Origin of the sequence: Flavobacterium sp. TR2 (genome assembly GCF_025252405.1) — a bacterium.
Classification (GTDB): Bacteria; Bacteroidota; Bacteroidia; order Flavobacteriales; family Flavobacteriaceae; genus Flavobacterium.
The window spans coordinates 138,027-158,642 of sequence record NZ_CP104307.1; the positions used below are offsets into that span (position 1 = coordinate 138,027).

Genomic DNA, 20,616 nt, shown 5'->3' on the forward strand with positions numbered 1-20,616 from the left:
CTATTGCAAAAATCAATTGCAATGTCAATCTATCAAAATAAAAAAGCACCTATGAAAATCTGCATTATCAACGGACCGAATTTGAATCTATTAGGAAAACGCGAACCCGAAGTTTACGGGAGCCAGACTTTTGAAGATTATTTTGAAACGTTGAAACAAAAATTCCCAAACATCGAACTTTCTTATTATCAAAGCAATATTGAAGGGGAATTGATTGGTAAAATCCAAGAATGCGGTTTTACTTTTGACGGAATTATTCTAAACGCTGGTGCCTACACACACACTTCTATAGGATTGGGCGATGCTATGAAAGCGGTTACCACTCCAGTAATTGAAGTTCACATCTCGAATACCTATGCGCGCGAAAGTTTTAGACATCAGTCGTATTTATCTGGAAATGCAAAAGGCGTTATTTTAGGTTTCGGACTTAAGAGTTACGAGCTGGCAATCCAGTCTTTCTTATAGCATAAAATCATTAAACGATCCCGAAGCTTCGCGAGAAGACTTGCAGGCAAATGAGCTTCGGGTTCGTTCAGTTAGACAAACTCTTGCTCATTCAATTTAACAAATTATTAATAAGCTCAGATTTAACTTATTATATTTTTGTAAGATATACTACACTTGTATGAGAAACTATACTTTATTTGCCTTTCTATTCTTTTCGATTTCCAATTTTGCCCAAATCAGAGGGACTGTAACAGACGACAAAGGAAATCCGCTTCCTTTTGTATCCGTTTTTGAAGAAAACACTTATGCTGGAACCACTACAAATGAACAGGGGAAATATCAGCTGAACGTAAAAGAAATTGGAGGAAACATCATCACTTTTCAATATTTAGGCTATAAAACCAAAAAAGTAACTGTTCTTGCCGCCACAAGGCAAGTCAATATGGATGTTAGCCTTCAAGAAGAAAGTTTTGCATTAAACGAAGTCATCATTGATCCTAAAAACAATCCTGCAAACGCTATTATAAAAAGTGCAATAGCAAATAAAAAAGAAAACTCGGACAAGACCGGAAGATATACAGCCGATTTTTATTCGAAAGGAATGTTTAAAGTTAAAGACCTTCCTAAAAAAATTCTGGGCAAGAAAGTAGAATTGGGCGATGATATGGCTTCAAATCTAGATTCGACAGGAACAGGAATTTTGTATTTATCTGAAACTATCTCTAAAGTTACTTTTGAAAAGCCAGACAACCTGAAGGAAAAAATTATAGCCTCTAAAATTTCTGGAAACAACCGCGGTTATAGCTACAACACAGCTGCTTTATCGACTTATGATTTTTACGACAACACTTTAGATTTTGACGTAAAACTCATCTCTCCTATTGCCGATAATGCATTCAATTACTACAAGTACAAACTGGAAAGCACTTTTTATGATGATAATAATCAGCAGATTAATAAAATCAAAGTAATACCAAAACGTGATAAAGAGCCCGTTTTTGAGGGCTACATTTATATTGTCGATGACAGTTTTGCGATTTATGCCATTGATTTAGACATCAAAGGTTATCGAATGAAAAATGAATTTACAGAAGTTATGACTCTAAAACAGAGCTTTAGCTACAACACAAAAAACAAAATATGGTCCAAAAATGCGCAGACACTTTCTTTTAATGCGGGTATTTTTGGCGTGAAATTTTCTGGCAATTTCAATTATGTATATTCTAATTATGAATTTCCAGCTTCTTTTGACAAGAAAACTTTCGGAAAAGAGATTGTTGCTTTTGAACTCAATGCCAATAAGAAGGACGACGCTTTCTGGAATGAAATCCGTCCAATTCCGCTAACGATAGAAGAAAGCTCTGATTATGCCAAAAAAGACAGTCTGCAGACTATTAGAAAATCAAAAAAATATACCGATTCTATTGACGCAAAAAACAACAAATTTAAGGTTTGGGATGTTTTAATGGGCTATGATTACAAAAACACTTTCAAAAGATACTCTTTTGATTATAAAGGTTTATTGAACATTACTTCTTTAAGCTTCAATACCGTACAAGGTTTTAATCTGGATTCAGGTTTCTCTTTTAAAAAATGGGATGAGGAAAAAGGAACAAATACTTCAATAAGCACTACTTTTAATTATGGCTTTTCAGATGAGCGTTTTCGTGTTATTGGTGAGTTTAGCCATCGGTTCAACAACATCAATTATGCGACTATTTGGGGATCTGGAGGGACAAAAGTAGCTCAGTTTAATAGTGCCGAACCTATTTCTAAATTTGTCAATTCTATAAGCTCATTGTTTTTTAAAGACAATTATATGAAGCTGTACAACTTGGAATTTGCAGAAATCAATTACGGGCAAGATATTGCGAACGGAATAAATCTTACTGGAAAAGTTGGCTACGAACAGCGAAAACCGCTTTTCAATACAACCGATTATTCTTTCTTTAAAAAAGATGACATCTATTCTTCGAATAATCCTTTGGCTCCAAATGATTTTACAACTCCAGCATTTGACCAGCACCATTTGTTTAAAGCTCTTGTGACAACGAGAATCAACTTTGGAAATAAATACATCTCAAGACCTGATGGAAGATTTAATATCAAAAACGACAAATATCCTACAGTTTATCTGGCCTTCGAAAAAACATTTGCTGCAAGCGAAAAAAAATACGAATATGAAAGGATTGGCGCTTCTGTCCAATACGATTTCTCTCTTGGAAACAAAGGGCTTCTAGGAACCAATTTTAGAGCTGGCAAATTCTTTAATGCAGAGAATATTTCGTTTATCGATTACAGACATTTTAATGGAAACCAAACTCATATCGGAACAAGCGATCGCTATTTGAATGTTTTTAATATGATGCCTTATTATTCTAACAGCACCAACGACAGTTATTTTGAAATGCACACCGAATACAATGATACTGGATTTATCATGAATAAAATTCCGCTGCTGAATCTTTTAAAATCGACTATGAATATTGGTTTTCACGCTTTAGCCATTCCCGACCGAAAACCTTATTCTGAGTTTACTGTTGGTTTAGACAATTTAGGTTTTGGGAAATTCAAACTATTCCGAATCGATTACGTTCACTCATATCAAAGCGGCATTCAGCAAAACGGCGTCGTGTTTGGATTGAAGATTTTGAATGCGTTAGATTAAGACAAGGTTCAAAGTCGCAAAGGTTCAGAGGTTCAAAGTCAAAATCCCTAACGCAGCTCTTGACTTTGCTTAAACTGACAAAAATATATTTTAAAAAAATCCGTTTACTCTTAAAAGAATAAACGGATTTTTTATTTCAATCTTTGACAAAAGTTTCAGCTAAAAAACCTTTGTCCCTTTGAAGCTTTGAACCTTTGCAGCTTAAGAATAATCATCTGGTTCAACATGAATCAATACATGTCCTAATTCGGGATTTTTTTCTCTGAGTGTATCTTTCAGTTTATGTGCCAAATCATGCCCTTCTTTAACCGAAATTTTTGCTGAAACGATAGCATGCAAATCAACATGGTATTTCATTCCAGCTTTACGGATAAAACATTTTTCAGTTCCTAAAATACCAGGAACTGTAAGGGCTACAACGCGAATTTCTTCTACTAAGTCTTCATTTAGATTTTCATCCATGATTTCGCCAAGCGCAGGTCTGAAAATTTTGTAACTATTATAGAGAATAAAAAACGCTGCAAAAAGCGCCGCCCAATCATCAGCAGACTCATAGCCTTTTCCCATAATCAAGGCAATCGAAATTCCGATAAATGCAGCCACAGAAGTTATAGCATCACTTCTATGATGCCACGCGTCAGCTGCTAGTGAAGTGCTATTAGTCTGTTTGCTTCTTTTCATTACCAAACGAAAAGAATATTCTTTCCAAATAATAATGGCTCCTAAAACATATAATGTCCAAGATTTAGGCAAATCGTGCGAAGTTCCAATATTGGCAATACTTTCGTAACCAATAATTGTGGCAGAAGTGATTAAAAATCCGACAACCAAAAAAGTAATCAGAGGTTCTGCCCGACCATGCCCATAAGGATGATTTTCATCGGCTGGTTTGTTTGAATATTTGATTCCAAACAGCACCAAAAAAGATGCGAATATATCTGTTGTCGATTCAATTGCATCTGCAATTAAGGCATAAGAATTGCCAAAAAAACCTGCGAGACCTTTTATAAGGGCCAAGCAGGTGTTTCCGGCTATACTAAAAATAGTAGCTTTTATAGCTTTTTGTTCGTTTGTCATTTAAAGACATTTATTTTTTTTCTGCCACGAATTACACAAATTACACGAAGACTAACATTCTGTTTTATTTCACTAATATTTAATCATGTAATTGAATTTCAAAAATTAAAAATTAGTGCAATTTGTGTAATTCGTGGCTAACTTTTATTTAAGCTCTCACGATTTTTGCGCCGATTGCTCTCAAACGCTCATCGATACGCTCATATCCTCGATCGATTTGTTCAATATTCTGGATCGTACTTGTTCCTTTTGCAGAAAGCGCCGCAATCAACAATGAGATTCCTGCACGAATATCTGGAGATGACATTGTAGTTGCTTTCAATTGAGATTCGAAATTATGCCCCATAACCACAGCTCTGTGCGGATCGCATAACATAATTTTTGCTCCCATATCGATTAGCTTATCTACGAAGAATAAACGGCTTTCGAACATTTTTTGGTGAATTAAAACATCTCCTTTTGCTTGAGTTGCCACAACCAAAACGATGCTTAACAAGTCAGGCGTAAATCCTGGCCAAGGCGCATCGGCAATAGTTAAAATAGAACCGTCAATATCTGTTTTTACTTCATATCCATCTTTATGAGCAGGAATATAAATATCATCATTACGTTTTTCAACGGTAATTCCTAGTTTTCTAAAAGTATTTGGAATCAAACCTAAGTTTTCCCAGCTTACATTTTTGATTGTGATTTCGCTTTTTGTCATAGCCGCAAGACCAATCCAAGAACCAATTTCAATCATATCAGGAAGAATTCTGTGCTCGCATCCTCCAAGGCTTTCAACACCTTCTATAGTCAATAAGTTAGACCCAACTCCAGTAATTTTAGCTCCCATAGAGTTTAGCATCTTGCATAATTGCTGTAAGTAAGGTTCGCAAGCAGCGTTGTAAACTGTAGTCGTTCCTTTTGCTAAAACGGCAGCCATTACAATGTTTGCGGTTCCAGTTACAGAAGCCTCATCAAGAAGCATATCTGTACCTTTAAGACCTTCTTCAGGAGTTTCTACTCCGTAAAAATGATCTTCTCTATTATATCTGAATTTTGCTCCAAGGTTAATAAACCCTTCAAAGTGTGTATCTAATCTACGGCGACCGATTTTATCTCCACCTGGCTTAGGAATATATCCTTTTCCGAAACGAGCCAAAAGCGGACCAACAATCATAATTGAACCACGAAGCGCTCCTCCTTCTTTTTTGAAAGCTTCAGTTTCTAAATAGCCTACATTAACTTCATCAGCTTGAAAAGTAATTGAACCTGGTTCGTTACGTTGAATTTTAACCCCTAAATTCCCCAACAAAGTGATTAATTTATTGATGTCTATAATATCAGGAATGTTATTAATTTTCACTTTCTCTCCTGTTAGAAGCACGGCACATAAAATTTGTAATGCCTCATTTTTTGCTCCTTGCGGAGTGATTTCTCCTTTTAAAGGAGTACCTCCTTCGATTTTAAAAATTCCCATAGATTTTTGTTAAGGTTCTAAGGTTCTGAGATTCTAAGGTTCTGAGCTAAAATCTTAGCATCTTAGAAACTTAGCATCTTAGCCTCTTTATTTTTGATTATTGTTTTTTTGAAAATTCTTTTTTTGACCGCCTTTGTTATTCTTGTTATTCTGAGTTTTTGGCTGTGCGCCAGAAGCTGTTTTATTAGACATACGCTTATTGGTACGCATTAAGTCTGTTGTATTCAGCAATTCTTCTGTACTGTGCAGCAAATTGATTTTACCGCCAGATAATTCATATAAATGTTCAAAAATCACATCGTCTTTTACGGTGTCTTTGTTCCAGCTTAAGAACGATTTTTTCATATGATTGGCAATGACCATTATCAATGCATTTTTCATTTCGCCTTCTTCCCATTTATTGGCAACCTCAATCATATATTTAATGTTGTTACCATAAAATCTGTATTTTGGAAAGTTCTGCGGATACTGCAAAGTCTCTGGTTTTAACTGCAAAACATCTCTAGACGGAATCGGATAAGGCGATTCTACATTCAGCTTGAAATCTGACATAATAAAAAGCTGATCCCAAAGCTTATGCTGAAAATCTGGCACATCTCGCAAATGCGGATTTAGGCTTCCCATAACCTGAATGATATATTTTGCGGCTTTATTGCGCGTTTCATCATCTTCGATTGCAGTTGCCTGATCAATAAGTTTTTGCAAATGACGACCATATTCTGGGATAATTAAGCGCTGTCTTTCAGAATTATATTCCAAATTATAGACAACATCTTTTGCGGCTTCTCTTTTATATTTTTCGATCATAAGATTATAATGAAACTATACCTTCAATTGTAGAAACTTCTTTGTATTTACTGATCACATCATCTGAGCTGTGCATAGTAACATCTACAGAAACACTGGTAAACTTACCCGTTTTCGATTTTGTTGTTTTAATCACCGCCCCCATTCTATCAAAAGCTTTCTCAACACGCTCGACATTATCTGCCACAGATGGCACAATAAATTTGTACAAGTATTCTGCTGGCCAAGTATTTGCATTATCAAGCTCCAATTTCAGTCTTTCGTAAAATTCGGCTGTATTTTTTTCTTTATCGTTCTCCATTCGTAATTAAAAATAAACGCAAATATACGGTTTTTGAATTTAGATTTCTGAGTTTAGATTTTAGATTTTTTGACTCTAAAAATACAAGGTGTTTTTTTTCCACGAATTACACTTATTAGCGCAAATTATTCAATCTTAAATTCAATTTCACCAATTTTAATTAACTTGGCAAATCAAAAAATAAAAATTAGCGAAAATTCGTGAAATTCGTGGCAAAAAACTTTGTGACTTCACGACTTTTTGCGAGATTAAAACCATTTCAAATGAAAAAATTCCTTTTACTTTTTATCGTTCTTACGCTAAATTCAATTCAGGCACAAGAAATAAAAACACTCACTTATTTCCAAAATGACACTTTAAAGCTGGATTTAGATTTATATCTGCCAAAGAAAAAAGCAGGCGAGAAAATTCCGCTGATCATGTTTGCTTTTGGCGGAGGTTTTTCTGGCGGAGAGCGCACAAGTGAGAAAGATTTCGGAAAATTCATGTCGCAAAATGGCTATGCCGTAGCAAGCATTTCGTATAGTTTATATATGAAAGGAAAAGATTTTGGCTGTAAAGGAACTTTGACAGAAAAAATAAAAGCAATTCAGATAGGCGTAAGCGATATGTGGCAAGCAACAGCTTTTTTAATTGAGAATGCTGATAAATATAATCTTGACACTTCAAAAATATTTATTTCCGGAATTAGTGCAGGTGCCGAAATCGGCTTTCATGCTTCTTTTTGGGATTATAAATTGATGAATTTATACAAAAGCAATCTGCCGGAAAACTTCAAATACAAAGGTTTTATTGGAGGTTCGGGAGCCATTCAAGACATAAATCTGATTACGAAAGAAAAAGCAATTCCGATGTTATTGGCGCATGGAAATAATGACGACACCGTTTCGTACGCAGCAGGCTCGCACCGTTCTTGCCCAACAAATGCTTCGGGCTGGCTGATTCTTTTTGGCTCTTATGCCGTTTATAATCAAATGGCCGATTTGCATAAAGACATCGAACTCATTACTTTCTGCGGTGGCGGACATGAATTCTCTGGTTATCTTTTCCACGAAGGTCAGCAATATGTTTTAGATTTTGTGAATGATGTTCTGAAGGACAAAAAATTCCAATCGCATCTGATTGTTCCTTCCAATAAAAAGGGAAAAGATTCTGGGAAATATTTGTTTTGTGAGTAATTTTTCAAAGAAGAACAATGAAAATTGATTATAAAAATTTTGAAATTGAAGTTATTGATGATAAAAATTACATTTTAAATTCAAATAATAATTTCCGTCAATATCAAAAAATTTATTTTGAAGAAAGTAAATTTCAACCTACCACTAAGCATGCCGTCATTATTAAAGAATATGGAATTGAAATTTCAAGTGTAATAATTTGTGAAACTGAGGGCGCGACAGGAATATATGAAAACTCATGCATTATTGAAGATGATAAAATATGGATTCGAGTTTCAAATAAAATTTACTGTTTAAAGATTCCTTCATTAGAAATTATATGGCAAAAAGAGTTTGATCAATTCACCAACTTTTGTTTTTACAAACTTGAAGAAGATTTCCTTATTCATGGAGAATTAGAAATTTTCAGAATAACAAAAAATGGAGAGATTATTTGGAGTTTTGGAGGAAGAGATATTTGGGTAAATCCTGAAGGCAGTGAAGAGTTTACTATTAAAAATAATGTTATACTTTTAGTAGATTTTGAATCAAACAGATATATTCTTGATTTTGATGGAAAATTATTAGAAGATATCCCAAAATAATAAAAAAGAAATAGCTACAGATATTAGGCTAAAGCCATAAATCTCAAAACAGTTAAACCCATTGGTTAAAACCAACGGCAACTCAAATGAAAACTGCTCCAGCGGAGCAAAATATTTATAGAAAAATAATTTCACCCCATTCAAAAGCTCCAGCGGAGCGACATATAAATCACGCAAAATATGTCGCTCCGCTGGAGCTTTTGATTTATTGTATTCAATATTTCTATAAATATGTCGTCCCTCACGGGACTTTTCACTTTGCTAAAACAAAACCATTTTCCTTCCTCAATCAGCAACTTTTGTTTAGTAAAATATCAAATCTTTCGTTTCTGATAAATATTCTTTTTAATTATAAATAAGTTTAGGTAAATTTGCGCTTTATTTTTAGAATAGTGCAAAAAGAAATTATAGTCTTGCTTGGCGGACCTGGTACTGGAAAATCAACACTTATTAACGAATTGGTAGCTCGTGGCTTTTGCTGCTACCCTGAAATCTCTAGACAGGTTACCATGAAAGCGCAGCAGGAAGGCATTGAACAGTTGTTTCTGGAACAGCCGCTTTTGTTTAGCGAAATGTTATTGGAAGGTCGTATTGAACAATACAAAAATGCTCTTGAAGAACCTGATAATGTGGTTTTTATTGATCGCGGAATTCCAGATGTTGTAGCCTATATGGATTACATTGGCGATGAATATCCGGAAAGTTTTATTAAGGCTTGCGAAGACTATAAATATTCTAAAACTTTTATTCTGCCGCCATGGGAAGAAATTTACCAAAGCGATGCAGAGCGTTACGAAAATTTCGATCAAGCAGTTAAAATTCAAAACCATCTTGTGGAAACCTATAAAAAATATGGTTACGAACTGATTGAGGTTCCAAAAGATACGGTTGAAAACAGAATTCTTTATATCTTAGACAAAATTTAGCAGTATGGTTTAAAGTTGCAAAAACTAGAAACTGTTTTCTAAATTTTTAACTTTAAAACTTACGCCATGCTTGGAGCGCAGGATATTCTTCTAAAATACTGGAAACACGACAGTTTTAGACCGCTGCAAAAAGAAATTATAGATTCTGTTCTTGATGGACAGGACACTTTTGCCGTACTTCCGACTGGTGGCGGAAAATCTATTTGTTTTCAGGTTCCTGCCATGATGCGGGAAGGCATCTGCCTAGTTATTTCACCACTGATTGCTTTAATGAAGGATCAAGTGATGAATCTGCAGAAAAGAGATATTAAGGCGATTGCTCTTACTGGCGGCATCCATACTGAGGAATTGATTGACCTTCTTGACAATTGCCAATACGGGAATTACAAATTCTTATATCTTTCTCCCGAAAGACTGCAATCGGACTGGATTCTGGAGCGCATTAAAAACTTGCCCATCAATTTAATTGCTATTGATGAGGCGCATTGCGTTTCGCAGTGGGGACATGATTTTAGACCTGCCTATCTTAAAATTGCAGAACTAAAAAAATACTTTCCTAAAATTCCGTTTTTGGCTTTAACAGCAACGGCTACTCCGAGAGTTATTGAAGATATCAGAACGCAATTAGAATTAAAAAATCCAAATCACTTTCAGCAGTCGTTTGAGCGAAAAAATATCGCTTACATGGTTTTTGAAGTCGAAGATAAATTGTACCGCACCGAACAGATTCTCAAGAAAAATCCGCAGCCGTCTATTATATATGTGCGAAATCGCAAGGCGTGCTTGAATATGTCTTCGCAATTGCAGTCGCTTGGTTTTACGGCAACGTATTATCACGGGGGACTTTCGTCAAAAGAAAAAGACAAAAATATGCAGTTGTGGATGTCAGAGCAGGCGCAAGTTATAGTGGCTACAAATGCTTTCGGAATGGGAATTGACAAAGACAACGTTAAAACCGTAATTCACACGCAGCTTCCAGAAAATCTAGAAAATTACTATCAGGAATCAGGACGCGCAGGACGAAATGGCGCTAAAGCTTTTTCGGTTCTTTTGTATAATAATTCAGATTCTATACAGACTGAGCAGCAGTTTTTAAACATTCTTCCAGACAAAAAGTTTCTGAAAACGATGTACATTAAACTCTGCAATTACTTTCAGATTGCTTACGGAGAAGGTTTAGACGAATCTTTTTCATTCAAACTGAATCATTTCTGCAACAAATACGAGTTCCCTACTCTTAAAACGTACAACGCTTTACAGTTTTTGAATCAGCAGGGAATTATCACGATGTCCCAAGAATTCTCAGAGAAAATCAGCATTCAGTTTTTAATTGAATCTAAAGAAGTGATTCGATACATGAGCTTGAACCCAAGCGACGAAGAAATTATTCTGGCGATTTTAAGAACTTATCCCGGCGTTTATGATGTAAAATCTAATTTGAATCTGGGATTAATTGCGAAAAAATCAAACCGATCTGAAGAGCAGGTCATTGCTGTTTTGGAAAAACTAAAAGAAAAAGAAATCATTGAATATAAGTCTAAAAATAATGATGCCACTGTACTATTTAATGAAGTTCGAGAAGACGACCTGACAATAAATAGAGTCTCAAAATATTTAGAAAAGCAAAATGAAGTTAAAAAAGAACAGCTTTTATCTGTTCTTCATTATATAAAGGACACCAAAACCTGCAAAAACAGATTGGTTTTGAATTATTTTGGAGAAGAAACAACAGAAAACTGCGGCATTTGTTCTTACTGCATTACGCAAAAAGGAAAAATTACCGAAGCCGATTCTATTGCAGACAAGATCCTTTCTTTACTCAGAACAGCTTCGTTGACTTCGAGAGAAATTGAAAACCAGATAAAAATGGACGCCAAAGACATTTTATCGGTTCTTCAAGAATTGCTCGAAAACAATCACATCATCATACAAGCGAATAATAAATACACTTTAAAATCATAATGGAGAAATTGAGAATTATATTTATGGGAACGCCAGAATTTGCGGTTGGCATTTTGGACACCATTATTAAAAATAACTATGAAGTTGTTGGCGTAATTACTGCTGCAGATAAACCAGCTGGACGCGGGCAAAAAATAAAATATTCGGCCGTAAAAGAATATGCGCTTGCCAACAATCTTACTTTATTGCAGCCTACCAATTTGAAAGACGAAAATTTCTTAGCCGAATTAAAGGCGCTAAATGCTAATTTACAAATTGTAGTTGCTTTTAGAATGCTTCCAAAAGTGGTTTGGGAAATGCCAAGTCTCGGAACTTTCAATCTTCATGCATCATTGCTTCCAAATTATCGCGGAGCAGCTCCTATTAACTGGGCAATTATCAACGGAGAAACCAAAACAGGCGTTACAACATTCTTCATTGATGATAAAATTGATACGGGTGCAATGATTTTAAATTCTGCAATTGACATTGAGCCAGAGGAAACTGCCGGACAATTGCACGATCGCTTGATGCACCTAGGAAGCACAACCGTAATTGACACTTTAAAGGTTATTGAAAATGGAAATGTTGAGACTACAATTCAGGAAGATAACGACGATATCAAAACGGCTTACAAACTAAATAAAGAAAACTGTAAAATTGACTGGACAAAATCTGGAGCAGAAATCAACAATTTAATTCGCGGCTTGAGCCCTTATCCTGCTTCTTGGTGTTATTTAAAAGACCAAAACGAAGAGCTTAATATTAAAATTTATGAGGCAAAACTAATCTCAGAATCACATCCTTATGAGATTGGAAGGCTAATTAGCAGTAAAAAAGAAATCAAGATTGCAATAAAAGATGGATTTATTCAGTTATTAAGTCTACAATTTCCAGGAAAAAAGAGAATGCTTGCCTCCGAAATATTAAATGGGGTAAGTTTTTCTGACGTTGCAAAAGTGTATTAAAGTCAGTAAAACAGGGGTTTGTACCTATTTTTTATCGACAAACAACACCCTTTATGAACAAAAAAAGCAAGTTATTAACAATTTTTGCTAAAAACAAAGAAAACACTTGCACGCAACGGATTTCCTACTAAATTTGTGTATTAACAATTTTTTTTAACCAACAATTAATAACTAATTATTATGAACAAATCAGAATTAATCGATGCTATCGCTGCTGATGCAGGAATTACAAAAGCTGCGGCGAAATTAGCTTTAGAGTCTTTTTTAGGTAATGTAGGAACTACTTTGAAAAAAGGAGGAAGAGTTTCATTAGTAGGTTTCGGATCATGGTCAGTATCTTCAAGAGCTGCTAGAGACGGTAGAAACCCTCAAACAGGAAAAACTATCAAAATCGCAGCTAAGAACGTTGTAAAATTTAAAGCTGGTGCTGAATTAGAAGGTGCAGTGAACTAATAAGAAAGTTCTCTAAACTTATAATATAATTAAAACCTTCCTTCTGGAAGGTTTTTTTATGCGGTTTAACGATTTTTTTTGTGATTTTAATTTTTTTATGATTAAATTTAATAAAAATTGTAACCGTATGATTTCAGAAAAATTAAAAAAAGGACACCTGCTTATTGCCGAGCCTTCAATAATTGGAGATTTATCTTTTAACAGATCGGTAATTTTATTAGCAGACCATAACAAAGAAGGATCAATAGGTTTTATAATTAACAAGCCATTAAAATATACTATTAATGACTTGATTCCCGAGATTGATGCTAACTTTAAGATATATAACGGCGGCCCTGTAGAACAAGACAACCTTTATTTTATTCACAATATTCCAGATTTAATCCCAAATAGTGTTGAGATTTCAAATGGAATTTATTGGGGAGGCGATTTTGAGTCCACTAAGGATCTAATAAACAACGGATCTATAAGCAAAAACAATATTCGTTTTTTCTTAGGGTATACCGGTTGGGAAGAAAATCAGCTTGAGAATGAGATGCAAGGAAACTCTTGGATTATTGCTGATAATAATTACAAAAATAAAATTATCGGCAAATCTACTACTCACTTTTGGAAAGAGCAGATTATAGAGCTTGGCGGCGATTATCTTATTTGGTCTAATGCACCCGAAAATCCATATCTGAATTAATTTTCAGAAATGGATTCATTTAGTTTCTGCACTAGTAAATGAGCCAGATTAGCTGTAAACTCCTTTTTTCGATATTTAGTTATCGGCTGTATTCCCATGATTACGTTAGTTAGAAATATTTCGTCTGCTTTTTGAAGGTCAAACGGCGAAATTACTTCTTCTAACACTTCTATCCCGTCTACTTTTTTAGCCAGCGCTAAAATCTGTTTACGCATAATACCGTTTAAAGCACCTTCTGAAACTGGAGGTGTAATAAGCTTTTTGCCTGTTACCATAAAAATATTGCCCTGAAGCGCTTCTACAACATTTTTACTGTCATTCAGCAAAATACAGTTGGCAAGGTCATTTTCATGCGCATAAATGCTTCCTGTAATATTGATCATCTTATTAGTCGTTTTAAGAGACGATAATAATTGTTTTGTAACATAGAAGTCTTTATACAAATCTACTTCGTATTCGTTTGAATTTATGCTGTAGAATGTATTTTCAAGCGGAGTTGCTTTGATTAAGAATGAGATATCGTTTGTTTTTGGAAGATAGAGTCCGCCATCATTTCTAAAAACGGTAATCCTTGCTCGTGCAGAATTGGCAATTCCTTGTTCGTTTACCAAAGCAAGAATCTGATCTTCAAAATATTCCATTGTAAAATTCATCGGAATCATCATTCTCACTACTCGCATAGAAGCCATTAGCCGAAAATAATGATCCTCAAGAAACAAGATTTTTCCGTTAATAATTTTTACTGTTTCAAAGATACCGTCTCCGTATAAAAAAGCGCGGTTTTGAGTTAAAATAGTATCTTCTTGCGCTATGTTTCCGTTAAAATTAATCATAAAAAAACCCTGAATTTTGTTCAGGGCAAATATAAGGTATAAAATAGACTTTTGCTAAACAGATCCGATAAGATGTTTTAGATCTGAGATTTGGTTCTCCCATAATTGTTTAGCTTCGCCAATTTCTTCTTTATCAGCAAAATCTACCACCATAAGCGATACATCTTTAGTCAATTCATCAACTAAAATATGGAGTTCGAAAAAATACTCAGTATCCTTACTGCTGTCATCAACCCATTTGAACTTTACTTTTTCTCCTGATTTTTTTGAAGCCAAACGTGCTCTTTCCTGCGAATCATTCCAGATAAAAGTAAAAAATTCACCTCTTGAATTAACGTTGTCAGCAAACCATTCTTGTAAACCTGACGGCGTTGATATATATTGATACAATAATTGTGGCGAAGAATTAATCGGAAACTCGATTTCGTAACGTATTTTTGAATCCATGTGCTACTTTAATTTTTTTCGAAATATAAGAATATATGTCCAAAAACAATGCATTTTTAAAAATATTTTTTTTTCTTCATTTTATGCTTGCGTGCTTTAATATTATTTCTATCTTTGCACCCGCAATCAGGAATTCATGATAGCAGTCCAGGCGAGGTAGCTCAGTTGGTTAGAGCGCAGGATTCATAACCCTGAGGTCACGGGTTCAACTCCCGTCCTCGCTACAAGAAGATAAAACCCTTAAACAGAAATGTTTAAGGGTTTTTTATTATTTTTTAAATAAAAAATCTATCCTAATTTTATGGAAGGCGAAACAAATTTGAATACTATTTTAGAGAATCTTAATCCTGTTTTGAATGACGGAAAATATGTTTTCACAAAAGTGGATTCTATAGATCACATTCCTTTTTCAAAAATTTTGTTTTTATTTAAAGAAAAGGAAGGAATTACTGTAGTATTAGAAAAGCGTTTCGCAGAAGAGCTTAATCTTAGTTTTTCCTACGTTGCTTCTTGGATAACCTTAGAAGTTCATTCTTCTTTGGCCGCGGTAGGTTTGACTGCTGCTTTTTCTCAGGCTTTGGGCAATGCTAATATTAGCTGCAATGTCGTTGCCGCCTATTTACACGACCATATATTTGTCGATGAAAGCGATGCTCTAAGGGCAATGGATGTACTGTTGAAGTTAAAACAAGACAGCAAAAATTCTTTGTAATTAAAAAATCAAAAAATAACCGCAATAACTGCCATTAAAATAGTTATTTTGCAAAGGTAATTTGATAACATATGGACATAGTAAAATTTAAGATCACATCTAAAACAATCAAAGTAGAAGTACGTAATTCTAATAATTATGTTTTTAATTTCAACACTGCCTTGGATATTGCTAAAGAAGACAAAGATGTTTTATTAAAATTGTACAATGCATTAGATTTGCTTTTCAAGAAAGAGCAGGTTACTGAAAACAAAAATTACATTTCTCCGAATCAGACTAATATTTTAGATCAAATTTCTGCAGCAGATTTGGAGCAGAAAAATGAATAATATTTCAAAGAGAATATAATGCTTTAAAAGATAAAGCAGATCATCGGCAATACTTTTTATCAGCTTATCGATATAAAAAACAAAACCCTTAAACGCATTTCTGTTTAAGGGTTTTGTTTTTATTTAAAAATATTTCGAATGACTTTACCAATCTCTACAAAATCGTCGTGACTGCTGACGGCTCTTTTCTCTGTAGTGTTTACTTCTGTTTTGGTAAAAGGATAAATGAGAATATAGTTTTTATTGCTCACTCTGTTATTAAGAAGATCTGGCACATCCTGCATACGCGGAACATAGGAATGCATTCCTTTATCAGCCATCATAAGTATTAATCCGACGTCTTCTCCTAAATCAAAAGCAATTTCTTGGGCTTCCTGCCAAGAACCAATTGTGTTGAATGTAGCTTCTATTGATGCTTTCTTTACAATTCTATTCAAAATCTGCATGGTTTTGTCTTTTCCGTAGAAACTCATTTTTGCACCCGAATTGCGCCCTATGTTCCAGATTCTTAACATCGAATGAAAAAAACCAGCATCCATTTCTGCATTTTCAGGTATGAGCACAGCATATTTTTTGATTGTCGATACAGGCTGGACTGCATGATAAACCATCAGATTTATGTTTTTATTTCGAAGGTAGCCGTTGTACAAATTGTACACAAAAGAAGCCGAAAAGCCTTTTCTGCCCTGCAATCCTACAATGAGGTCGGTAATTTCTTTTTCTTTAATAACATTACTGATTCCGCTGGCTGTATCATTATCATGGCGCGTAATCGGATTCAGTTTGACATCTGCCGCGGAAGCTGCTTTAACAGCTGCTTCCAGAATTTTTTCTGCATTTTTTACCGACGATTCATTTTCTTCTTCATTAATAACATTTACAGCAAAAATACGATCTGTATTGGTCGATGTTTTTACCATAAGCCCCAGATTTACCATTTTTTCTACGGTATCTTCATGGTTAAGCGCCAAAAGAATATTTTCTTTTTCTTCACTATTCCCCGATACCTTATTGTCTTTGTCTACATCTGCTATTCGCTGGGCGCTCGCCATAGAAACGAATGAAGAAACAGTACATGAAACCAGTATCAGAAGTATGCTGCCATTTAAAACATGGTCGTTCAAAAGCCTTATGGGTTCGCCTGCATCATTTTCTCCAATAATGATATTGTATCCAACCATAACAGAGGCCAAAGTGGCTGCTGCAGAAGCCGAACTCATTCCGAAAATCAGTTTGCCTTCATCATTGGTAAGTTTAAATGTTTTCTGAGTTAAGATTGCTGCAAAATATTTTCCTCCAATTGAGGCAATCATCATAATTAAAGCCACCCACAAGGTTTCCCAACTTTGTATAAAAGCGCTAAAATCAATAAGCATTCCAACGCTTATTAAGAAAAAAGGAATAAAAATGGCATTCCCCACAAACTCTACCCTATTCATTAGCGATGAGGTATGCGGAATTAATCGGTTTAATGCCAATCCAGCAAAAAATGCTCCGATAATAGATTCTATTCCTGCAAGTTCTGCCAGAAGCGCAGCGAGGTAAATCATAACAATAACAAAAAGATACTGCGAAATTTTATCTTCTACTTTCTTAAAAAACCAGCGGGCAATTATTGGAAAAACCAGCAGGACAATTAAAGCAAAAAGAACCATCGAAATGGATAACTTCAGCCAAAATGCTGTTCCCACTTCCCCCTGCGACATTCCGACTACAACAGCCAAAACAAGAAGAGAAAGAACATCTGTAATCATGGTTCCGCCCACGGTTACATTTACCGCAAGATTTTTAGCAATTCCCAGACTGCTGATCATGGGATATACAATTAAAGTATGCGACGAAAACAGACTGGCAAAAAGCACCGAAGTCAATAACGAAAAACCTAAAATATAGTAACCGCCAACAAGCCCCAAAACAAAAGGGACAGCAAAAGTATAAAGAGAAAAGGTGATGCTCTTCCACTTATTTTTTTTGAAATCGGCCATATCAATTTCCAATCCAGCCAAAAACATAATATACAGCAATCCTGTTGTGCCAGTGACCACAACACTGCTGTCTCTTGAAAGCACTCCAAAACCGTTAGGGCCAACAACAGCTCCTGCAATGATAAGCCCTAACAAATGCGGCACTTTAATTTTATTCAACAAAAGAGGAATGCACAATATGATGACAATTTCGATAAGAAATTTTAAAAGCGGGTCTTCTATCGGGAGAGTTATATGATGTATACTCAAAAACATAAATTATTTTTTAGATGGCGTAAGTTCTACTGAAAATTTTGCGGTACAATTGTCTTGTCCTGTTATTGTCTGCGTCCCTCTAATGACATTCTTTTTAATATCATCCAATACGACCTTAATTTTAATATTGCTTTTAGCAGAACTTTCTTTGGCAGAATCAAGCACTATTTTATTGGCCAAGTACTGGCCTCTAAAAACTCTTTTAATCTCTTTATTGCTTAATACATTGGCATACATTCCTGTAGAATCTGACGCAAAATCCCAGACTTCTGTGCGCTGGTCTCCAATAACATAATTGGTGCAATTAGATTCTCTGCAAATCATTTTACTGTTCCATTTAATCTTTAGACTATCTGGCCATACTTGTATTTTAGGCACGGTATCTTTTATCTGGACAGCCAATTGAAGACTGTCTTTCATCTTCAACAATAATTCATATTCGGCTTCTTTGTCGGCAAATTTCTGTTCGCGTTCCAGAAGCGCGTTTTCTCTTTCTGCAAGTTCTTGCTCTTTTTTATTAGTGCATGAAATTAAGAGAGGAATAAGGGTTAAAACTAAAAGTCTTTGCAGCGTCATAGGAGTTAAATTTTGTAACCAACAATTTAAGGATAAAAATTGGTTTAGCACTGCAATACCGCCAAAAATACCAATGTTAAGAAGCATCTGGTTTGCCAATCTGCTTTTAAAAATAAAAAAAGAAGCGTAAGAATTGTAACATTTATTACACAAAAGCGTCCAATCTTAAATAAATTACGGTTCTTTGTAACTTATTACATTTTTGATTACGATTTACTCAATTTCAGAATACAATAATATTGAAACCAATGAGTTTAGACTAGGAAGCTAGTCACGATATTTTCGTTATGGACAATAAAAAATTTATTATAAGTTTAAAAAAAGGTAATGAAGCGGCTTTTAAGGAAGTTTACTTCAGCTATTATGACAAACTGATAAATATTGCCAAGCGATTCAATTCTTCTGTATTTGCTCCCGAAGATTTTGTACAGGAAACTTTCATAAGACTTTACAATAAAAGAGAACTGCTTAACGAGGAGGTTTTGTTCGACAAACAGCTGTTTGTTATCTGCAAGAACATTATCATCAATCATGTTAACAGAGAAAACAAAATAGTACAGCTTGATCCTTCTCAAGTTGAAATGTTGGATGAGGACACTGACTCAGGAATTTTTGAAGAAAGACAAGAAAAACTTCAAAATTTCATTAATCAGCTTCCAGAACAGCAGCAAAAAATATTTACTTTACACAAACTGGAAAACCTTAGCTATAAGGAGATTGCAGAATTAACGGATCTTTCTGAAAAGACCATTGCCAATCATATTTATCTCGCCAGTAAATTTATTCGAAAAAAAATCGAAAACCATTAGGAACTTTTTAGTTCTCGTTTGTTATACTAAAAAACAAGAACTAAAAATGCATATCGAAGCGTATAAAACTAATGTTAAAACAAAGAAAGAGGCAAGCTTGCTTGTGGCTCATTTACAGTTTATCATTTCTGATTGTATCATAAATTTTGATCGCCAGGGACGCGAAAACATCCTCAAAATCGAAACCAACCGAGACATTAAAGAAATGGTTTACGGTGTCTTCACCAAACAAGGTTTTCATTGTCAAATCATTTAAAATCTAAAAAGATGGATAAAAAGAAATTTGACGAGGAATTTAAAAAGTTATGGGAAGAGTCTCCCCTTTCTCATTCTGATAGCGACAAAGAAGCCTCGTGGGAACAATTTCATGCCAAAACTTTTTCTGAGAAGAAAAGAAAGTTTAGGCCTTGGCATCTTTATGCTGCGGCTTCGGTTTTACTTTTTGCACTTATTGGAACTGGATTTTATTTCAGCAGCGAATCTACCAATGAAAATGCTGTGGTTGCGGAGACTGTAATTGAAAACCTGACAGCGAAAATAAAATATGTCGTTTTACCAGACAGTTCAAAAATAGAATTGAGTCCAAACTCTAAAATTTCTTATGGAGCCAATTTTGCTTTAAACAGAAAAATAGAAATTGAAGGCGAGGCCTATTTTAATGTAAAAAAAGACAAACAGCATCCTTTTCAGGTTTTTTGCGACGAAACAACCACGACTGTTTTAGGAACTTCTTTTACGGTTAAAGAATCTGAAAACGAACACGTGACTGTTGAACTTTTTGAGGGAAGCGTTCAGATGAATGTAAAAGGCCAAAGCCAAAAATGGATTTTGAAACCAGGCGATAAATTCACATACGGAAATCAAACTGTTTCGGTAACAGAGTTTAGCCGATTTGTAGATTTTGACAACGAAACACTATCTGTTATCAGTCGTTATATTGAGGAAAACTATGGCTACAAAGTCAATATTCCAAAAGAAAATCTCGATCAGAAAATCACTATCCGAATCAATAAAAGAGAAGATTTAAAAACAATTTTACAATTACTATCCGAAATGTATAACCTAAACTTTGAAATAAATGAAGATTTAAGACAGATCACTTTTCAATAAAAAAAACAAAAAAGGATGCAAGCCGCGAAACTACACATCCTCCTAATGTTCAAGATAACA

22 protein-coding genes and 1 tRNA gene are annotated in these 20,616 nt (G+C 34.7%); 15 read left to right on the forward strand and 8 right to left on the reverse strand.

Annotated features, from left to right (window positions below; genetic code table 11):
- The first annotated feature begins 51 nt into the window (after nt 1–51).
- Both aroQ and N4T20_RS00675 read left to right on the forward strand, forming a co-directional pair.
- Complete coding sequence (aroQ, locus tag N4T20_RS00670) at nt 52–465, forward strand: type II 3-dehydroquinate dehydratase (protein ID WP_198858214.1); 414 nt, start codon at nt 52–54, stop codon at nt 463–465.
- 160 nt (nt 466–625) lie between these two features.
- Complete coding sequence (locus tag N4T20_RS00675) at nt 626–3,115, forward strand: DUF5686 and carboxypeptidase regulatory-like domain-containing protein (RefSeq protein ID WP_260671247.1); 2,490 nt, start codon at nt 626–628, stop codon at nt 3,113–3,115.
- Between the two features lie 201 nt (nt 3,116–3,316).
- On the opposite strand, the gene N4T20_RS00680 is transcribed toward N4T20_RS00675, so the two are convergent.
- The 4 genes from N4T20_RS00680 to N4T20_RS00695 all read right to left on the reverse strand — a co-directional run bounded on the left by N4T20_RS00680 (nt 3,317) and on the right by N4T20_RS00695 (nt 6,762).
- A complete protein-coding gene (locus tag N4T20_RS00680) occupies nt 3,317–4,192 on the reverse strand; it encodes a cation diffusion facilitator family transporter (protein ID WP_260671248.1) in 876 nt (291 codons plus the stop codon).
- A gap of 148 nt (nt 4,193–4,340) precedes the next feature.
- Nucleotides 4,341–5,654, reverse strand: a complete 1,314-nt coding sequence (gene murA / locus N4T20_RS00685) for a UDP-N-acetylglucosamine 1-carboxyvinyltransferase (RefSeq protein WP_026727609.1) — start codon at nt 5,652–5,654, stop codon at nt 4,341–4,343.
- A gap of 87 nt (nt 5,655–5,741) precedes the next feature.
- Nucleotides 5,742–6,461 (reverse strand): DUF4290 domain-containing protein, encoded by a 720-nt coding sequence (locus N4T20_RS00690; RefSeq protein ID WP_260671249.1) that lies wholly within the window; start codon nt 6,459–6,461, stop codon nt 5,742–5,744.
- A gap of 4 nt (nt 6,462–6,465) precedes the next feature.
- The gene (locus N4T20_RS00695) at nt 6,466–6,762 is read right to left on the reverse strand and encodes a DUF493 family protein (RefSeq protein ID WP_035649758.1); all 297 of its coding nucleotides are present in this window, start codon (nt 6,760–6,762) and stop codon (nt 6,466–6,468) included.
- Nucleotides 6,763–7,025: 263 nt separating this feature from the next.
- Here N4T20_RS00695 and N4T20_RS00700 point away from each other — a divergent pair, with 263 nt between their 5' ends.
- The 7 genes from N4T20_RS00700 to N4T20_RS00730 all read left to right on the forward strand — a co-directional run bounded on the left by N4T20_RS00700 (nt 7,026) and on the right by N4T20_RS00730 (nt 13,500).
- Entirely contained in the window at nt 7,026–7,940 is a 915-nt protein-coding gene (locus N4T20_RS00700) for a S9 family peptidase (RefSeq protein WP_260671250.1), read from the forward strand.
- A gap of 17 nt (nt 7,941–7,957) precedes the next feature.
- Nucleotides 7,958–8,524: a hypothetical protein gene (locus N4T20_RS00705; RefSeq protein ID WP_260671251.1), complete on the forward strand. Its 567-nt coding sequence runs from the start codon at nt 7,958–7,960 to the stop codon at nt 8,522–8,524.
- A gap of 392 nt (nt 8,525–8,916) precedes the next feature.
- Complete coding sequence (locus tag N4T20_RS00710) at nt 8,917–9,450, forward strand: ATP-binding protein (protein ID WP_260671252.1); 534 nt, start codon at nt 8,917–8,919, stop codon at nt 9,448–9,450.
- Between the two features lie 66 nt (nt 9,451–9,516).
- Entirely contained in the window at nt 9,517–11,412 is a 1,896-nt protein-coding gene (locus tag N4T20_RS00715) for an ATP-dependent DNA helicase RecQ (protein ID WP_260671253.1), read from the forward strand.
- On the forward strand, nt 11,412–12,359 hold the full coding sequence (fmt, locus tag N4T20_RS00720; RefSeq protein ID WP_260671254.1) for a methionyl-tRNA formyltransferase: 948 nt from the start codon (nt 11,412–11,414) through the stop codon (nt 12,357–12,359). Before N4T20_RS00715 ends, fmt begins: the two co-directional genes overlap by 1 nt.
- A 180-nt stretch (nt 12,360–12,539) precedes the next feature.
- Complete coding sequence (locus N4T20_RS00725) at nt 12,540–12,812, forward strand: HU family DNA-binding protein (protein ID WP_008464760.1); 273 nt, start codon at nt 12,540–12,542, stop codon at nt 12,810–12,812.
- 127 nt (nt 12,813–12,939) lie between these two features.
- Entirely contained in the window at nt 12,940–13,500 is a 561-nt protein-coding gene (locus N4T20_RS00730; RefSeq protein ID WP_129748031.1) for a YqgE/AlgH family protein, read from the forward strand.
- On the opposite strand, the gene N4T20_RS00735 is transcribed toward N4T20_RS00730, so the two are convergent.
- Together N4T20_RS00735 and N4T20_RS00740 are read right to left on the reverse strand one after the other, a co-directional pair.
- Nucleotides 13,497–14,333 carry an aminotransferase class IV gene (locus N4T20_RS00735; protein WP_260671255.1) on the reverse strand — a complete coding sequence of 279 codons (837 nt, stop codon included), beginning with the start codon at nt 14,331–14,333 and terminating at the stop codon, nt 13,497–13,499. The genes N4T20_RS00730 and N4T20_RS00735 overlap by 4 nt on opposite strands.
- A gap of 54 nt (nt 14,334–14,387) precedes the next feature.
- Entirely contained in the window at nt 14,388–14,780 is a 393-nt protein-coding gene (locus tag N4T20_RS00740; RefSeq protein WP_260671256.1) for an START-like domain-containing protein, read from the reverse strand.
- 150 nt (nt 14,781–14,930) lie between these two features.
- Here N4T20_RS00740 and N4T20_RS00745 point away from each other — a divergent pair.
- From N4T20_RS00745 to N4T20_RS00755, 3 genes are all read left to right on the forward strand, one after another.
- Nucleotides 14,931–15,004, forward strand: a tRNA-Met gene (locus N4T20_RS00745).
- Nucleotides 15,005–15,081: 77 nt separating this feature from the next.
- Nucleotides 15,082–15,492, forward strand: a complete 411-nt coding sequence (locus tag N4T20_RS00750; RefSeq protein ID WP_260671257.1) for an ACT domain-containing protein — start codon at nt 15,082–15,084, stop codon at nt 15,490–15,492.
- A gap of 71 nt (nt 15,493–15,563) precedes the next feature.
- Complete coding sequence (locus N4T20_RS00755; protein WP_260671258.1) at nt 15,564–15,821, forward strand: hypothetical protein; 258 nt, start codon at nt 15,564–15,566, stop codon at nt 15,819–15,821.
- 119 nt (nt 15,822–15,940) lie between these two features.
- On the opposite strand, the gene N4T20_RS00760 is transcribed toward N4T20_RS00755, so the two are convergent.
- The gene (locus N4T20_RS00760) at nt 15,941–18,061 is read right to left on the reverse strand and encodes a cation:proton antiporter (RefSeq protein ID WP_260671259.1); all 2,121 of its coding nucleotides are present in this window, start codon (nt 18,059–18,061) and stop codon (nt 15,941–15,943) included.
- A 3-nt stretch (nt 18,062–18,064) separates the two neighbouring features.
- A complete protein-coding gene (locus tag N4T20_RS00765; RefSeq protein WP_260671260.1) occupies nt 18,065–18,637 on the reverse strand; it encodes a hypothetical protein in 573 nt (190 codons plus the stop codon).
- A gap of 287 nt (nt 18,638–18,924) precedes the next feature.
- Here N4T20_RS00765 and N4T20_RS00770 point away from each other — a divergent pair, with 287 nt between their 5' ends.
- From N4T20_RS00770 to N4T20_RS00780, 3 genes are read left to right on the forward strand one after another with little or no spacing between them, the layout of a single operon-like run.
- On the forward strand, nt 18,925–19,446 hold the full coding sequence (locus tag N4T20_RS00770; RefSeq protein WP_260671261.1) for an RNA polymerase sigma factor: 522 nt from the start codon (nt 18,925–18,927) through the stop codon (nt 19,444–19,446).
- Nucleotides 19,447–19,492: 46 nt separating this feature from the next.
- The gene (locus N4T20_RS00775) at nt 19,493–19,702 is read left to right on the forward strand and encodes a hypothetical protein (protein WP_260671262.1); all 210 of its coding nucleotides are present in this window, start codon (nt 19,493–19,495) and stop codon (nt 19,700–19,702) included.
- A gap of 11 nt (nt 19,703–19,713) precedes the next feature.
- Nucleotides 19,714–20,556: a FecR family protein gene (locus N4T20_RS00780; RefSeq protein WP_260671263.1), complete on the forward strand. Its 843-nt coding sequence runs from the start codon at nt 19,714–19,716 to the stop codon at nt 20,554–20,556.
- Nucleotides 20,557–20,616 lie beyond the last annotated feature (60 nt).

Excerpts from the sequence above, each read along its gene's own strand:
- N4T20_RS00735 (WP_260671255.1), bottom strand. The coding sequence starts at position 14,333 with ATGATTAATTTTAACGGAAACATAGCGCAAGAAGATACTATTTTAACT.
- murA (WP_026727609.1), bottom strand. The coding sequence starts at position 5,654 with ATGGGAATTTTTAAAATCGAAGGAGGTACTCCTTTAAAAGGAGAAATC.
- N4T20_RS00755 (WP_260671258.1), top strand. The coding sequence starts at position 15,564 with ATGGACATAGTAAAATTTAAGATCACATCTAAAACAATCAAAGTAGAA.
- N4T20_RS00765 (WP_260671260.1), bottom strand. The coding sequence starts at position 18,637 with ATGACGCTGCAAAGACTTTTAGTTTTAACCCTTATTCCTCTCTTAATT.
- N4T20_RS00700 (WP_260671250.1), top strand. The coding sequence starts at position 7,026 with ATGAAAAAATTCCTTTTACTTTTTATCGTTCTTACGCTAAATTCAATT.
- N4T20_RS00715 (WP_260671253.1), top strand. The coding sequence starts at position 9,517 with ATGCTTGGAGCGCAGGATATTCTTCTAAAATACTGGAAACACGACAGT.
- fmt (WP_260671254.1), top strand. The coding sequence starts at position 11,412 with ATGGAGAAATTGAGAATTATATTTATGGGAACGCCAGAATTTGCGGTT.
- N4T20_RS00705 (WP_260671251.1), top strand. The coding sequence starts at position 7,958 with ATGAAAATTGATTATAAAAATTTTGAAATTGAAGTTATTGATGATAAA.
- aroQ (WP_198858214.1), top strand. The coding sequence starts at position 52 with ATGAAAATCTGCATTATCAACGGACCGAATTTGAATCTATTAGGAAAA.
- N4T20_RS00730 (WP_129748031.1), top strand. The coding sequence starts at position 12,940 with ATGATTTCAGAAAAATTAAAAAAAGGACACCTGCTTATTGCCGAGCCT.
- N4T20_RS00675 (WP_260671247.1), top strand. The coding sequence starts at position 626 with ATGAGAAACTATACTTTATTTGCCTTTCTATTCTTTTCGATTTCCAAT.
- N4T20_RS00770 (WP_260671261.1), top strand. The coding sequence starts at position 18,925 with ATGGACAATAAAAAATTTATTATAAGTTTAAAAAAAGGTAATGAAGCG.
- N4T20_RS00690 (WP_260671249.1), bottom strand. The coding sequence starts at position 6,461 with ATGATCGAAAAATATAAAAGAGAAGCCGCAAAAGATGTTGTCTATAAT.
- N4T20_RS00740 (WP_260671256.1), bottom strand. The coding sequence starts at position 14,780 with ATGGATTCAAAAATACGTTACGAAATCGAGTTTCCGATTAATTCTTCG.
- N4T20_RS00760 (WP_260671259.1), bottom strand. The coding sequence starts at position 18,061 with ATGTTTTTGAGTATACATCATATAACTCTCCCGATAGAAGACCCGCTT.
- N4T20_RS00695 (WP_035649758.1), bottom strand. The coding sequence starts at position 6,762 with ATGGAGAACGATAAAGAAAAAAATACAGCCGAATTTTACGAAAGACTG.
- N4T20_RS00725 (WP_008464760.1), top strand. The coding sequence starts at position 12,540 with ATGAACAAATCAGAATTAATCGATGCTATCGCTGCTGATGCAGGAATT.
- N4T20_RS00780 (WP_260671263.1), top strand. The coding sequence starts at position 19,714 with ATGGATAAAAAGAAATTTGACGAGGAATTTAAAAAGTTATGGGAAGAG.
- N4T20_RS00775 (WP_260671262.1), top strand. The coding sequence starts at position 19,493 with ATGCATATCGAAGCGTATAAAACTAATGTTAAAACAAAGAAAGAGGCA.
- N4T20_RS00680 (WP_260671248.1), bottom strand. The coding sequence starts at position 4,192 with ATGACAAACGAACAAAAAGCTATAAAAGCTACTATTTTTAGTATAGCC.
- N4T20_RS00750 (WP_260671257.1), top strand. The coding sequence starts at position 15,082 with ATGGAAGGCGAAACAAATTTGAATACTATTTTAGAGAATCTTAATCCT.